This window comes from Hyphomicrobium sp. (assembly GCF_041674905.1).
Taxonomy (GTDB): Bacteria; Pseudomonadota; Alphaproteobacteria; order Rhizobiales; family Hyphomicrobiaceae; genus Hyphomicrobium_B.
This window is the reverse complement of the sequence record NZ_JBAYUV010000016.1, coordinates 49,863-62,733: the sequence shown is the minus strand read 5'-3', so window position 1 is coordinate 62,733 and position 12,871 is coordinate 49,863. Positions and strand designations below refer to the sequence as shown.

13 protein-coding genes and 1 pseudogene are annotated in these 12,871 nt (G+C 60.6%); 4 read left to right on the top strand and 10 right to left on the bottom strand.

What is annotated here, in order from left to right:
- Positions 1 to 213, bottom strand: a pseudogene (locus tag WC026_RS08960) (hypothetical protein); the annotation flags it as partial.
- 256 nt (positions 214 to 469) lie between these two features.
- Complete coding sequence (gene gluQRS, locus WC026_RS08955; protein WP_372710533.1) at positions 470 to 1,333, bottom strand: tRNA glutamyl-Q(34) synthetase GluQRS; 864 nt, start codon at positions 1,331 to 1,333, stop codon at positions 470 to 472.
- Between the two features lie 476 nt (positions 1,334 to 1,809).
- On the opposite strand from gluQRS, the gene WC026_RS08950 reads away from it, so the two are divergent.
- Entirely contained in the window at positions 1,810 to 2,379 is a 570-nt protein-coding gene (locus WC026_RS08950) for an HNH endonuclease (RefSeq protein WP_372710532.1), read from the top strand.
- 20 nt (positions 2,380 to 2,399) lie between these two features.
- Here the strand turns inward: WC026_RS08950 and WC026_RS08945 are convergent, their stop codons facing one another.
- The 8 genes from WC026_RS08945 to rph all read right to left on the bottom strand — a co-directional run bounded on the left by WC026_RS08945 (position 2,400) and on the right by rph (position 8,600).
- Positions 2,400 to 2,618, bottom strand: a complete 219-nt coding sequence (locus WC026_RS08945; RefSeq protein WP_372710531.1) for a hypothetical protein — start codon at positions 2,616 to 2,618, stop codon at positions 2,400 to 2,402.
- A gap of 880 nt (positions 2,619 to 3,498) precedes the next feature.
- Positions 3,499 to 4,020, bottom strand: a complete 522-nt coding sequence (locus WC026_RS08940; protein ID WP_372710530.1) for a disulfide bond formation protein B — start codon at positions 4,018 to 4,020, stop codon at positions 3,499 to 3,501.
- A gap of 14 nt (positions 4,021 to 4,034) precedes the next feature.
- Positions 4,035 to 4,616 (bottom strand): YqaA family protein, encoded by a 582-nt coding sequence (locus WC026_RS08935; protein ID WP_372710529.1) that lies wholly within the window; start codon positions 4,614 to 4,616, stop codon positions 4,035 to 4,037.
- Positions 4,617 to 4,648: 32 nt separating this feature from the next.
- Positions 4,649 to 5,977, bottom strand: a complete 1,329-nt coding sequence (gene hemW / locus WC026_RS08930) for a radical SAM family heme chaperone HemW (RefSeq protein WP_372710527.1) — start codon at positions 5,975 to 5,977, stop codon at positions 4,649 to 4,651.
- Positions 5,978 to 6,126: 149 nt separating this feature from the next.
- Positions 6,127 to 7,020: an RdgB/HAM1 family non-canonical purine NTP pyrophosphatase gene (gene rdgB, locus WC026_RS08925; protein ID WP_372710525.1), complete on the bottom strand. Its 894-nt coding sequence runs from the start codon at positions 7,018 to 7,020 to the stop codon at positions 6,127 to 6,129.
- Complete coding sequence (locus WC026_RS08920) at positions 7,017 to 7,451, bottom strand: VOC family protein (RefSeq protein ID WP_372710524.1); 435 nt, start codon at positions 7,449 to 7,451, stop codon at positions 7,017 to 7,019. Before WC026_RS08920 ends, rdgB begins: the two co-directional genes overlap by 4 nt.
- Positions 7,436 to 7,861: a DUF1772 domain-containing protein gene (locus WC026_RS08915; protein ID WP_372710522.1), complete on the bottom strand. Its 426-nt coding sequence runs from the start codon at positions 7,859 to 7,861 to the stop codon at positions 7,436 to 7,438. The genes WC026_RS08920 and WC026_RS08915 overlap by 16 nt, the downstream gene beginning before the upstream one ends.
- Positions 7,862 to 7,886: 25 nt before the next feature.
- Positions 7,887 to 8,600, bottom strand: a complete 714-nt coding sequence (gene rph / locus WC026_RS08910) for a ribonuclease PH (protein WP_372710520.1) — start codon at positions 8,598 to 8,600, stop codon at positions 7,887 to 7,889.
- A 126-nt stretch (positions 8,601 to 8,726) separates the two neighbouring features.
- Between rph and hrcA the strand changes: the two genes are divergently transcribed.
- The 3 genes from hrcA (at position 8,727) to dnaK (ending at position 12,830) form a co-directional block, all read left to right on the top strand.
- On the top strand, positions 8,727 to 9,818 hold the full coding sequence (gene hrcA / locus WC026_RS08905) for a heat-inducible transcriptional repressor HrcA (RefSeq protein ID WP_372710519.1): 1,092 nt from the start codon (positions 8,727 to 8,729) through the stop codon (positions 9,816 to 9,818).
- An 84-nt stretch (positions 9,819 to 9,902) separates the two neighbouring features.
- Positions 9,903 to 10,562 carry a nucleotide exchange factor GrpE gene (gene grpE, locus WC026_RS08900; protein WP_372710518.1) on the top strand — a complete coding sequence of 220 codons (660 nt, stop codon included), beginning with the start codon at positions 9,903 to 9,905 and terminating at the stop codon, positions 10,560 to 10,562.
- A 342-nt stretch (positions 10,563 to 10,904) separates the two neighbouring features.
- Entirely contained in the window at positions 10,905 to 12,830 is a 1,926-nt protein-coding gene (gene dnaK / locus WC026_RS08895; protein WP_372710517.1) for a molecular chaperone DnaK, read from the top strand.
- Positions 12,831 to 12,871: the final 41 nt, after the last annotated feature.

Genomic DNA, 12,871 nt, shown 5'->3' with positions numbered 1-12,871 from the left:
CATCCGGCGCGGTTCGACATACCGGGCATTATCGGCATTTTGCGGTTTCGCGATCGGCCAAATTCGGCGCGCACCGAGAACCCACGCCAAAAACCCCGATAAGAGGGCCGAATCTCCGACAAACCGCTTTATCGATGTATAGAGCATGATCACCAGAATGCAGGGGAAATATAAGCGGGCCGTTAAAATTTGAGGTGATTTGTAGAAATACACAAGTATAGGTGTCGCCATTATTTCAATTTATTTTTAGCGACGGAAATTGGCCGATTATCGAATGAACCCAATAATACAGCGATCAGGATAAAGCCGATTTGCAGCCTTTCCCTTGGCGAGCGGATTTAATCTCCGCTTTTCACGGCTCAATCGGCCAATAAACAGACCTCGGCTTAAGGGCCAGTTGCCAGGCTCAAAAAGCAGCCCGCGACACAACGATTTAATCGAGTATATCCGCCACCGAATCAAATGTCGGTCACGCGAGGCCAATGACCTTCCGGATATCGGCGGGCGTCGCGCCTTCGTCCCGCAAGACGCGCAATCCCATATCCTGATTTGATTTCGACAGTTTTCGTCCATCCGCCCAGCAAATCACGCGGTGATGCGAATAGAGCGGCTCAGGCAAATCCAAAAGCTCCTGCAAGAGCCGTTGCAGATCGGTTGCCGCGAAGAGATCGCGGCCGCGCGTGACGTGCGTGACGCCCTGGCGTGCATCGTCGACCACCACCGAAAGATGATAGCTCGCCGGAACGTCCTTGCGGACGATGATGGTGTCGCCCCAGCGATGCGGCTCCGCGGCGATCGTCTGCGCCGTGCCGTCCTCACCGATCTCGGTGAACGTCAGCGGTTTGTCGCCGCGCTTGGCGTGCAGCACTTTCAGTGCCGCATCCATATTGAGACGGAGCGCCGGCGTGTCGCCCGCAGCCATGCGCGCACCGATCTGCTCACCCGAAGTTCCCTTCCAAAGCCCCGGATATTGAGGCGCGCCATCGGGATCGGTTTTTTCCGGATCGGCGGCCGCCGCGATCTCGCCGCGCGTCGCGAAACAGGGATAGAGAAGTCCCATCCCGATCAGCTTGTCCGCCGCCGCAAGGTATTCGTTGAAATGCTCGGACTGGACAAGGACGGGCTCTTCCCAGGCAAGGCCAAGCCAGCGCAGATCATCAAAGATCGCGGCGACGAACTCCGGCCGCCTTCGTTCGAGATCGATATCTTCGATCCGCAGCAGAAACCGTCCGCCGTTCAGACGCGCCGTATCGTGCGCAACGATGGCCGAAAGCGCGTGCCCGAGATGCAAAAGGCCATTGGGCGACGGTGCAAATCGTGTGGTCGACGTCATCGCCCATCCGCCCTTCCGGCTGAGCGCCGCGCGGAAAGCAGGACTGACCGTGCCTCGCGCCGCCAATACGCAGCAGCAAACACAAACAAAACCGCAATCGCCGACACGAACGGCGCCAGCTTCCCGAACACATCCACTTGCAAGGTCCCTCTACGCAAGCCGCCGCCCGCTTGAAATCGCAAACTACGCGCTTGCGGACGCCAGCAAAATTGTCGGGGAAGAGTGTCGACTTGGTGACCCGCTCGCACCTGCGACTAAAAACTATTTGGAGGATTGCGCGGGCGCCTCGTCGCTACTCTGCGGGGAACATTCGGCAATCGACGCGTCATATGACCGCGCAAGCCCCTAAAATACGGCAAAAATCCCGGCTCGAACCCACATAGGATCGGATGCTTCACAGAACTGATATGCGCGGCTAGTATCCCGGCGCCTTGACGAGGCAGACGCGATTCGACGGATCAAAAACCGCGAGGTTGATGGCAACCGTGAATGCTCACGCGACAATTCCGGATAATTGTCCGGCTCTGGTCCTGAACGCCGATTTCCGGCCGCTCAGCTACTATCCGTTGTCGCTGTGGAGCTGGCAGGACACGGTGAAAGCCGTGTTTCTCGATCGGGTCAACATCGTTTCCGAATACGAGCGTTATGTCAGAAGCCCGTCGTTTGAGCTGAAGCTGCCAAGCGTCGTTTCACTCAAGACGTATGTAAAGCCCGCGCTCTATCCCGCGTTTACGCGCTTCAACGTGTTCCTGCGCGATCGTTTCACCTGCCAGTATTGCGGCGATAACAGCGACCTGACGTTCGATCATCTCATTCCACGCTCGAGGGGCGGCCAGACCCGCTGGGACAACGTCGTCACCGCCTGCGCGCCCTGCAATCTGAAGAAGGGCGGCATGATGCCGAAGGTCGCCGGGATGTTTCCGGCGCACGAGCCGAACCGGCCGACAGTGTTCGAACTGCATAGAAATGGGCGGCTTTTTCCGCCCAATTATTTGCACCAAAGCTGGCTCGACTATCTCTACTGGGACACCGAGCTCGAGCCTTAGACGGCGTCTCGCATCACGGATTACGCCGCGCGCTGCATCGGCCGCGCGCAGATCTCCGTCGCGATGAGATCGACGGCGCGCTCCCAACTCCCAACATCTGTCGCGTTCAGTCCGAACGCCACGAGCGCATCCTGCGGCGCGCCACCATCGCGAAAGATGCGCGCGCACTCCTGACGGCTAACGGCGACGGCCTGATGCCATTGAATAGGATTGAGATAATCAGGAACCGAGGGGGTCATGTTACAGCTCCGCATAAAACTTCACAGTAAAAGGAACTTGGACCGGGCCTTGTGTGTTCCCAGGCAGGCGGCAGACACACAGAGCGCTATGACACCACTACGCGAAACCTTGTCAGGTGATGTCTCGATTGAGGGCTAACTCGATCACGCTCCGTGTGTCTGCCAGCTCATTGGGAAAGCTGGCTGCCTTCCAAATCTTGTTTCGACGAACGCAAACAACGACACACACACACCGACACGGAACGCCACTATCAAACTCAAACTCAACGCGCTGACGAATTCGCCGAGGACTCTTGAGCCCGTCTCAGAATGTCGCGCGCAATATCTCCAACCGGACGCCAATCACCGTCTTCCGACACCGCACGAAAACCAGCACCCGGTAACGGGCCGCGAGGGCATGTGCGGGCGAACCGCCGGGACATACGCATCGACGATTTTGTCGAAGCGGTTCGCCTTAGTTTTTTGAAGGTTCCGGACAGAACTTCTTTCGGCGTCCGTCCGCACTCAGACACAACGCTACGCAACAGACGCTTACGATACGCAACAACGCAACGCGTACTCAAAGACGGGACGCGAACGCACTCGGAAGGACCACCGAGGGCAGGCAGCTCGGGAACCGATCCCGAAAGACGCAACTCGAACGCCACTGAAAACTCCCTCGACGCTAGAAACGTGGCCAACCGGGCCAGTGTTCAAAGAGTGTTCAACGAGCTTGTGTTCCGCGAACGAAGAGAGAATAGCCGTCACATTCAGGCAACGCGAAGGCGCCATTCTGTCAGTGCGATGATATTCGATTGACAGTATCGAGCATGCAACGAAATCAACGTTTTCGTGCGATGCAAGAATTGTGGACAACGTCCAAGGGTGCTTTGCGCAGCCGCTACCGGCGGCGGGCGTTCGCGGCAAGCCCGGCGCGCAGGGCCAGCGCCATGATCAGCAGCGAAGACACGACGTTCCAGCCCGCGAATGAAATGCCGAGGAAGCGGAACGACGCCTCATCGCATTTCATGACCTTGATGCCCTGGATGTCGTTGAGCAGGCTTCCGGCCGAGGTGGTGAGCGACTCCCCGCCCCCGCACGTCACCGGCCCGGGCCAGAATTTCCATTCCGCGCCAGCATGATAGATGCCGAGCCCAGCGTTCGCGAGGAAGGCCAGAGCCACGAGAAAGAACAACAGCGCCGCGAAGCCGCGATAGCTGCCGGACGTCAGGGCGAGGGCAACGAAAAGAACGGGGACGGCAGCATAGTAGGCGTAGCGCTCGATCAGGCAGAGCATGCACGGCACATACCCGCCGATATATTGGAAACCGAGCGCCGCCAGAATGGCTCCTGTCGTCAGGAACAGTGCCACGGCGCCGTAGCGGTAGTCGACCCCGCGTTCGCCTTGTCCGGTAAGCGCCATGCGACGTGCTCCGCCTAGAAGATATACCTGACTGCGACAAACCCGCCGACCAGCAGAACGAAAAAGACCGTCAGCACCAGCGTCAGCCGCGTCTCGATGAATGCCCGGATCGGCTCGCCCGCGAAGTATAATAGCCCGGCAACCAGGAAGAAACGCATCGCCCGCGCCAGGATACTCGCGCCAATGAACGACAGCAGATCCATATGGCCGACGCCCGCCGCGATCGTCACGACCTTATAGGGGATCGGCGTCATGCCCTTGATGATCACGGCCGGCACACCGTAGTCGCGCACGAACGCCATAAAGCTATCGAGCGCGTGCTCCCGCCCGTAGAACTTCAGGATGGGCAGGCCGACCGAGTCATAAAGAAAATAGCCGATCGCGTAGCCGAGAAGCCCCCCGAGCACCGACGCGACGGTCGCGATCGTGGCATACCACCACGCCTTCTCGCGCCGGCTGAGGATCATCGGGATCAGCATGATGTCGGGCGGGATGGGGAAAAACGAGCTTTCGACGAACGACACGCCCGCGAGCGCCGCCGGAGCCTTATCGCTCGCCGCCTTCCGCATCGTCCAATCGTAAAGTCCCCGAAGCATCCGGCGTGCTTAAATGGCGTCCGAAGAATTGTCTATGCGGCAGCCGGGACGAAGCCTTTTGAAAGCTCGGCAACAACGGCGTTAAGCACGAGCCGCCCGGCGCGCGTCACACGAATGCGCTCCGGCACCGTTGCCTGGACGGCAAACGCGTCCGGCGCAAGCCCTGGCCCGGCGCAGCCCCGAATGATGTCGCCGTCATCGACCGGCGAAGTTTCAGCGCCGGACTGCGCCGCCTTGGGCACGCCGACGGCATCGAGAAGCCCCATCGCCATGAGACCGCCAATGACCTGCGCCGCAGGCCGGACGCCGCCAAGCGCCGCAAGCTGATCGAGATCGACGCCTTCGCTCAACCGCAACCCCATCAGCAGCATTTCGTCGGCCTGCTCGTCGAGCGTCAACGCGGTCGTCTCGACAACACCCGTGCCCGAGGCTTCGACCCGATCGGCCCACGCTTCGGGGTTGCGTTCGGTCACCGTCGCGGAGCGCTGACCTGCGACGATGATCCGGCCGTGCGCGCCTGCACCGATACCGGCATATTCACCATAGCGCCAATACAGCAGATTGTGCCGGCTCTCTGATCCCGGCCGCGCATAATTTGAAACTTCGTAAGCGGCGAGACCGCGCGCTGCCGTGAGTTCATCCGTAATTTCATAAAGCGCCCGCGCCGCGTCGTCGTCGGGAATGACGAGCTTGCCTTTCGCATGTAGCGCCGCGTAAGCCGTGTCCGGCTCAATCGTCAGCTGATAGAGCGACAAGTGATCGCCCGCTAAATCTAATGCTTCCGTCAATTCCGCGCGCCACGCATCAGCCGTCTGCTTTGGGCGCGCGTAGATCAGATCAAATGAAAAACGCTCGAACGTCGAGCGCGCGACATCGAGCGCCGCCTTCGCTTCCGCGACGCTGTGAATGCGCCCGAGCTTGCGCAGCTCGTCGTCCCGCAACGATTGCACGCCGATCGACACACGATTGATTCCGGCATCACGAAAGCCGCGAAAACGCGCTGCCTCGACGCTGTTCGGATTGGCTTCAAGCGTGATCTCGGCTCCGGACGCAATACTCCAGCGCTTCGCGATATGATCGAGAATGGCAGCAGTCGTCGCTGGCTGCATGAGCGACGGCGTCCCGCCGCCGAAGAAGATGCTCGAAACGGTCCGCGCACCGATCAGGTCCGCAGTCGCGTCGATCTCGCGAATGTAGGCTGCAAGAAATCGCGCTTCGTCCCAGCCGCCGAACCGCACATGACTATTGAAATCGCAATACGGACATTTCTGCGCGCAGAACGGCCAATGCAAATAAACGCCGAATGGCGATGCGACGACGCGAGCACCCTCGCCACCTCTGCCATGAAAGTTGGACCGCACGCCGCCCGGTTCCGCATTACGAAAAGCGCCTTCCGCTTCTCCCCTCTCCCTCGCGGGAAAGGATTGCTCCGCATGCCCGCTCTTCTCCCCTCCCCCTTGCGGAGAGGGGTCTGGGATGGGGGAGAACACAGAAGCTGTCGGCGCATGGGTCATCGATTGCTCTGACTCGCTGCCAGCATCGCTTTCGCCAACTGCCGCCACGCCGGTTCATCCGTCGCGGACGCATCCTTCAGCCGCGCCGACAATGCTTCGAGATAATCCGTAAGCGTTGCGTTCGCCCACTCTGCTTCGTTTGTTCCGAGATCGTCCTTCAGGCGCTCAACAAAAGACGCCGCTTCAAGTCGCGTCGAAAGACTGGCGGCCGCCGCTGACAGCGCCGCAACATCGCGGCCGCGCGCCAAGATATCGCCTGCTTCGATCGGCGTGAGATGGTCCAGCATGGCTGCCCGGAAAACGGCGAACGCGCGCGTCCGATGCGAAATTGCATATTTCTCGGCTGGCTCCATTTCGCCGAACGTCTTGCTCTCGCCGTCCGCTACGAAGATCGGATCGTAGCCGAAGCCATTTCCGCCGCGCGCCGGCCAAACGAGATGGCCGAAGACCTTGCCTTCGAAAATCTGCGTCTCGCCGTCGGGCCATGCAAGGCACAAAACGGAAATGAAATTTGCTTTCGGGTGAGGCGGCCCCCAAGCATTGCGTGCGCTGATTTCGTCGGCCACCTTCTTCATCGCGACGCCGAAATCCTTGCCCGGACCCGCCCAGCGCGCCGAATAGATTCCAGGCGCCCCATCGAGGCAATCGATTTCGAGACCTGAGTCATCCGCAAGCGACGGCAGCCCCGACCCTTCCGCAGCGGCCAACGCCTTGAGACGCGCGTTGCCTGCGAACGTCGTCTCGGTTTCTTCGGGCTCGGAAAGGTTGAGATCGCCCGCGGAAACGGCGTTGAGACCGTAAGGCGCGAGAAGCTGGTTGATCTCCCAAACCTTGCCGGGGTTGTGGCTCGCGACGACAAGCTTCGACCCGTTCGTCAGGCGCCGCATCATGAAAGCCCCCAGATGCGCGCTTCGGCCAGTTCGAGGCAATTGCCCACCGGATCGCGGAAGTAGATCGAATGCCCGCCCTTCGGCCATTCGAAGTCCGCTTCGATCTCAATCCCAAGCCTTGGAAGTTTCGCTCGCCACGCGTCGAGGGCTTCGGCCGACACGCGAAAACAGACGTGACCTTGACCTTCCATGCCATGCGGCGGCACCGGCAGCGCTCCGGGCTTCGGAGGATGACGTGTCGCGTCCGGATTGAAGATCAAAAGCATCTGCTCTCCACAACGATAGAAAACATGGCGGCCGGGGACGACGGCGAAAGGCTCGAGTCCCAGCACACGCCGATAGAAGTCCTCGATCGCGACCAGATCGTGCGCATAAAGGACCGTTTCGAGAATTGAGAGAGACGGAGACGGTACGCTCAGATCAGCACCCATAAGAAAATCCCAGCGCTGAGTAAGCCGAGCCCAGTCCGCACCGCATGTAGCCGCCCCCACTTTTCAAGCAACGCTCGCGACGCTGGCCCTGCCTGATCGACAACCGTCGCCTTGAGCGCCCGGTTCGTCGGCATGATCGAGATGAACGTATAAGGCCAGTTGGCGAACAGCACGAGCGCTCCGAGCAACCACAGAGCATTGCCTGTGACGAGCCATTCGAGAAGACCGAGCACGGAACCAATGAGCGCCAGCGTCGCCTGCATCATCGCGCCGCGCGGATAGGCGACGTGCCAGTGCGCGAGAGCCGGAGCGTCGTCGAGGTCCATGCGCGCCGGATGCTCGGCAACGCTGATATAAAGCGCTGCTCCGGCGAACATGGCTGCCGCCACGAGTGCGAAGTCTCCGAACATGCTCGTTCCACCCGAGCGTTTGCTTTTACGCGACCGTCAGCTTCTGCAGTTGAACGAGTTCGCCGATACCCTTTTTAGCGAGCGCCAGCAGGTCTCCGAAACGCTCTTCCGTGAACGGCGTCGTCTCCGCCGTTCCCTGGATTTCGACGATCCCGCCCGTGCCCGTCATGACAAAGTTGGAATCCGCGTCCGCGTTGCTGTCCTCGGCATAGTCGAGATCGAGTACCGGCGCGCCTTTATAAAGCCCGCATGACACGGCGGCGACATGGTCGCGCAGGACGCCGTCCTTCACCATGTCGCGCATTTTCATCCACTGGATGCAATCGTGCAGCGCGACCCAGGCCCCGGTGATCGACGCCGTGCGCGTTCCGCCATCGGCCTGGATGACGTCGCAGTCGACCGTGATCTGGCGCTCGCCGAGCTTCGGCAGATCGACGACGGCACGCAGCGCCCGCCCCACGAGCCTCTGGATTTCCTGCGTCCGCCCCGAGGGATGCCCGCTCGTCACTTCACGGCGCGTCCGCTCGTGCGTCGAGCGCGGGAGCATCGAATACTCAGCCGTGACCCAGCCCCGGCCTTGACCTTTCAGCCATTGCGGCAACCGCTCTTCGAGACTGGCCGTGCAGAGCACATGCGTGTCGCCGAATTTGATCAGACAAGAACCTTCGGCATGTTTAGACACTGCACGCTCGATGGAAACGCGGCGCAGCTCATCGGGCTTGCGTTTGGAGGGTCGCATATTGTTCCTGAAAACCTTGAAATTTTGCTGGAGGCTAAAGAAGTCGTCCCCGCCCTTCAACCCTAAAGCCCGAAACCCTGCAAGCCGATTTGACGGAAGCCGTTGGTCTTCCTAGACTCTGAAGTCATGAAAATCGACGATCAGACCGTGACCGCAGCCCTGCTGGACGGCAAAAGCCCTCTTCAGAAGCTTAACGAGCGCTCGCGCACAATCCTGCGGCGCATTGTCGAGAGCTATCTGGCGACCGGCGAGCCCGTCGGCTCGCGCAACCTCTCGCGTGCCCTGCCGATAGCCCTGTCACCTGCCTCCATCCGAAACGTCATGTCGGACCTGGAGCAGCTTGGGCTCATCGTGTCGCCGCACACCTCCGCCGGACGATTGCCGACGCAGCTTGGATTGCGGCTGTTCGTCGACGGCCTGCTCGAGGTTGGGGACGTGACGCCGGAAGAGCGCCGTCAGATCGAGACGCAGATCGCCTACCGCCGCGACAAGTCCGTCGACCAGTTGCTGAGCGAAGCCAGCGAGTTGATCTCCGGCCTTTCGCACTGCGCGGGCATCGTGCTCGCCGAAAAGCAGGTCGCGCGCCTGCGCCACATCGAATTCGTTCCGCTCGAGCCCGGACGTGGCCTCGCCGTTCTCGTCGATGAAGACCAGAACGTCGAAAACCGCATCATCGCGCTGCCCGAGGGTCTTCCCCCCTCCGCGTTGCAGGAAGCCTCCAACTATCTGAACACCCACGTCCGCGGCATGACGCTCGCCGAGGCCAAGATCGAGCTTGAAAAATCGCTCCATGTGGCAAAGGCCGAACTCGACCAGTTGGCGCAAAAGGTCATCACGGCCGGTCTCGCGGAATGGTCCGGCGTCTCCGATGACCGCAAAAGCCTGATCGTCCGCGGCCAGAGCAATCTGCTGAAAGACGTGACCGCAGCCGAGGATCTCGAGCGCATCCGTCAGCTTTTCGATGCCTTCGAGGCGAAACAGGACATCGTCGAGCTGCTCGGCGCGTCCGACAGGGCCGACGGCGTACGCATTTTCATCGGCTCGGAGAACAAATTGTTCTCGTTGTCGGGATCGTCGTTGATCGTCGCGCCGTTCCGCGACGACACCCGTCATGTGGTCGGCGTTTTGGGTGTCATCGGTCCGACCCGTCTCAATTATGCCCGCATCATTCCCATGGTCGATTACACGGCCAAGCTGGTCAGCCGCCTCATTCCTTAAGGGTTCATTGAGCGCAAGCACCTACTGCGGTTCACGACCGCCTTGATTTTTCGGCCATAGCGGCCGATATCCCGGGACCCGTTCGTGTGCGCATCGGGTTCCCATCAATCCCAAGCGAAGAGAAACATGAGCGACGAGAACAAGCCGGTTGACGAACCCACCGCGGACGCCGCGCCCGAGCACGGCGAGGTGACGCCGGAACAGCTCAAAGCGATGGTCGCTGCTCTGCAGGGCGAGATCGACAACAAATCCGCTGAACTCGCGGCCAAGCAGGACGCGTATCTGCGTGCTGTCGCCGAGACCGAAAACGTACGCCGCCGCCTCGAGAGGGAGAAAGAGGAAACGGCGAAATACGCAATCTCGAAATTCGCCAAGGACATTCTGACGGTCGGCGACAATTTCCAGCGCGCCATCGCCGCCGTTCCGAAAGACGCCCTTGAAGGCGATCCTGCCTTGGGAGCTTTGCTTGACGGCGTCGTTCTCGCCGAACGCGATTATCGCGGCGCCCTCGAACGGCACGGCATTGCCGTGGTCGATCCCGTCGGCCAGCCCTTCAATCCCCATCACCATCAGGCGGTTATGGAGCAGGAGAACCCTGACGTTCCGAACGGCACCGTGCTTCAGGTCTTCCAGGTCGGCTATTTGATCGACGACCGCTGCCTGCGACCGGCGATGGTCGTCGTCTCAAAGGGCGGTCCGAAGATCGCGAAACAGGACGCGAACGAACCACCTTCGGCTGCTTGATCGTGCTCCTGTGACGACTTTGCGCAGAGCCCGGCCTGACGAGATCCGTAGGATTTCGTACCCTTGCAGCGGCGTTTTGGATCAAATCATTTCCGGCAGAATGGCCCAAAATCGAACGTGTTTGAGGAAAAGGTTTGTGCTGGTAATTCGCGACCCGGTGGCTTTAAAGTTGATGTGCGGTTGCGCGGTTGAACCGTTGCACGCGAAAAACAGCTCCTTATATAACCGTCGGTCACACCATTGAAATCCTGGGGACCGGTGCTTTGAGCCCCTCGTGGGCGGGCACGTTGGATGCCAAACAGGGTCCACCCGGTCTGCCGCAACTCAGAAGGATTGACGAGAATGTCTAAAGTTATCGGGATCGACCTCGGCACGACCAACTCGTGCGTCTCCGTGATGGAGGGCGGAAAGCCGAAGGTTCTGGAGAATTCCGAGGGCGCGAATACGACGCCATCCATTGTTTCATTTACGGCCGACGACGAACGTCTCGTCGGCTTGCCGGCCAAGCGTCAGGCTGTGACGAACCCCACCAACACCTTCTTCGCCATCAAGCGTTTGATCGGCCGCCGTTTTGACGACCCGGAGGTCCAGAAGGACCTGAAGCTGGTCCCGTTCAACATCGTTAAAGGCACCAACGGCGACGCCTGGGTCGAGAGCCACGGCAAGCAGTATTCGCCACAGCAGATTTCCGCTTTCATCCTTCAGAAGATGAAGGAAACCGCCGAAGCCAAGCTCGGCGAGAAAGTCACGCAGGCCGTCATCACCGTCCCGGCGTACTTCAACGACGCTCAGCGCCAGGCCACGAAGGACGCTGGAAAGATCGCCGGGCTTGAAGTTCTGCGCATCATCAACGAGCCGACGGCAGCCGCGCTCGCCTATGGCCTCGACAAGAAAAAAGAAGCCAAAACCATTGCGGTCTACGACCTCGGCGGCGGCACATTCGACGTCTCGATCCTCGAAATCGGCGACGGCGTCTTCGAAGTGAAGTCGACGAACGGTGACACGCACCTCGGCGGCGAAGACTTCGACATGGTCCTGGTCAGCTACCTGGCCGACGAGTTCAAGAAGGAGCAGGGCATCGATCTCCGCTCCGACAAGCTCGCTTTGCAGCGCCTCAAGGAAGCGTCCGAAAAAGCCAAGATTGAGCTGTCGAGCGCGCCGCAGACTGAAATCAACCTGCCGTTCATCACGGCCGATGCGTCGGGTCCGAAGCATCTGACGATGAAGCTGACGCGCGCCAAGCTCGAAAGCCTGGTCGAGACGCTGATCAACCGCACCAAGGGCCCTTGCGAGAAGGCCTTGAAGGATGCTGGCTTGAAAGCGGCCGAGGTCGACGAAGTCGTTCTCGTCGGCGGCATGACGCGCATGCCCAAGGTCCAGGAAGTCGTCAAACAGCTCTTCGGCAAGGAACCGCATAAGGGCGTCAACCCCGACGAAGTCGTGGCTGTCGGCGCCGCGATCCAGGGCGGCGTCCTGAAAGGCGAAGTCAAGGACGTCCTGTTGCTCGACGTCACCCCGCTATCGCTTGGCATCGAGACGCTCGGCGGCGTGTTCACGCGCCTGATCGATCGCAACACGACGATCCCGACCAAGAAGGGCCAGACGTTCTCGACGGCGGAAGACGGACAGAACGCCGTCACCATCCGCGTGTTCCAAGGCGAACGCGAAATGGCTGCCGACAACAAGATGCTCGGCCAGTTCGATCTTCTCGGCATCCCGCCGGCTCCGCGCGGCGTGCCCCAGATCGAGGTGACGTTCGACATCGACGCCAACGGCATCGTCCACGTCTCCGCCAAGGACAAGGCGACCGGCAAGGAACAGTCGATCCGCATCCAGGCATCGGGCGGTTTGTCCGACGCCGACATCGACAAGATGGTGAAGGACGCCGAAGCGCACGCGGCCGAAGACAAACAGCGCCGCGAGCTCGTCGAGCTTCGCAACCAGGCCGAGGCCCTCATCCACGGCACCGAGAAATCGCTCGCCGAAAACGAGTCGATCCCGGCCGTGGCTTCGATCAAGGGCGACATCGAAAGCGCCATTGCAGCCGCCAAGACTGCGATCGCGGGCGAGGACGGTGAAGCCATCCGCTCCGCAACCACGGCGCTGACGCAGGTCGCGATGAAGATCGGCGAAGCCGTCTACACAGCCAAGGGCGGTGCGGCCGGCGTCGAAGGCGAGGAGCCGTCCGCTGAGAAATCCGCTGGCGGCGATGACGTCGTCGACGCGGATTTCGAGGAAGTCAAAGACGACAGGAAGAAATCGGCCTAACGGTCGATCGCACTCTCATCGCCCTCGACACACAGTGGAAA

Excerpts from the sequence above, each read along its gene's own strand:
- gluQRS (WP_372710533.1), bottom strand. The coding sequence starts at position 1,333 with ATGACGTCGACCACACGATTTGCACCGTCGCCCAATGGCCTTTTGCAT.
- WC026_RS08950 (WP_372710532.1), top strand. The coding sequence starts at position 1,810 with ATGGCAACCGTGAATGCTCACGCGACAATTCCGGATAATTGTCCGGCT.
- WC026_RS08945 (WP_372710531.1), bottom strand. The coding sequence starts at position 2,618 with ATGACCCCCTCGGTTCCTGATTATCTCAATCCTATTCAATGGCATCAG.
- WC026_RS08940 (WP_372710530.1), bottom strand. The coding sequence starts at position 4,020 with ATGGCGCTTACCGGACAAGGCGAACGCGGGGTCGACTACCGCTACGGC.
- WC026_RS08935 (WP_372710529.1), bottom strand. The coding sequence starts at position 4,616 with ATGCTTCGGGGACTTTACGATTGGACGATGCGGAAGGCGGCGAGCGAT.
- rdgB (WP_372710525.1), bottom strand. The coding sequence starts at position 7,020 with ATGATGCGGCGCCTGACGAACGGGTCGAAGCTTGTCGTCGCGAGCCAC.
- WC026_RS08920 (WP_372710524.1), bottom strand. The coding sequence starts at position 7,451 with ATGGGTGCTGATCTGAGCGTACCGTCTCCGTCTCTCTCAATTCTCGAA.
- WC026_RS08915 (WP_372710522.1), bottom strand. The coding sequence starts at position 7,861 with ATGTTCGGAGACTTCGCACTCGTGGCGGCAGCCATGTTCGCCGGAGCA.
- rph (WP_372710520.1), bottom strand. The coding sequence starts at position 8,600 with ATGCGACCCTCCAAACGCAAGCCCGATGAGCTGCGCCGCGTTTCCATC.
- hrcA (WP_372710519.1), top strand. The coding sequence starts at position 8,727 with ATGAAAATCGACGATCAGACCGTGACCGCAGCCCTGCTGGACGGCAAA.
- dnaK (WP_372710517.1), top strand. The coding sequence starts at position 10,905 with ATGTCTAAAGTTATCGGGATCGACCTCGGCACGACCAACTCGTGCGTC.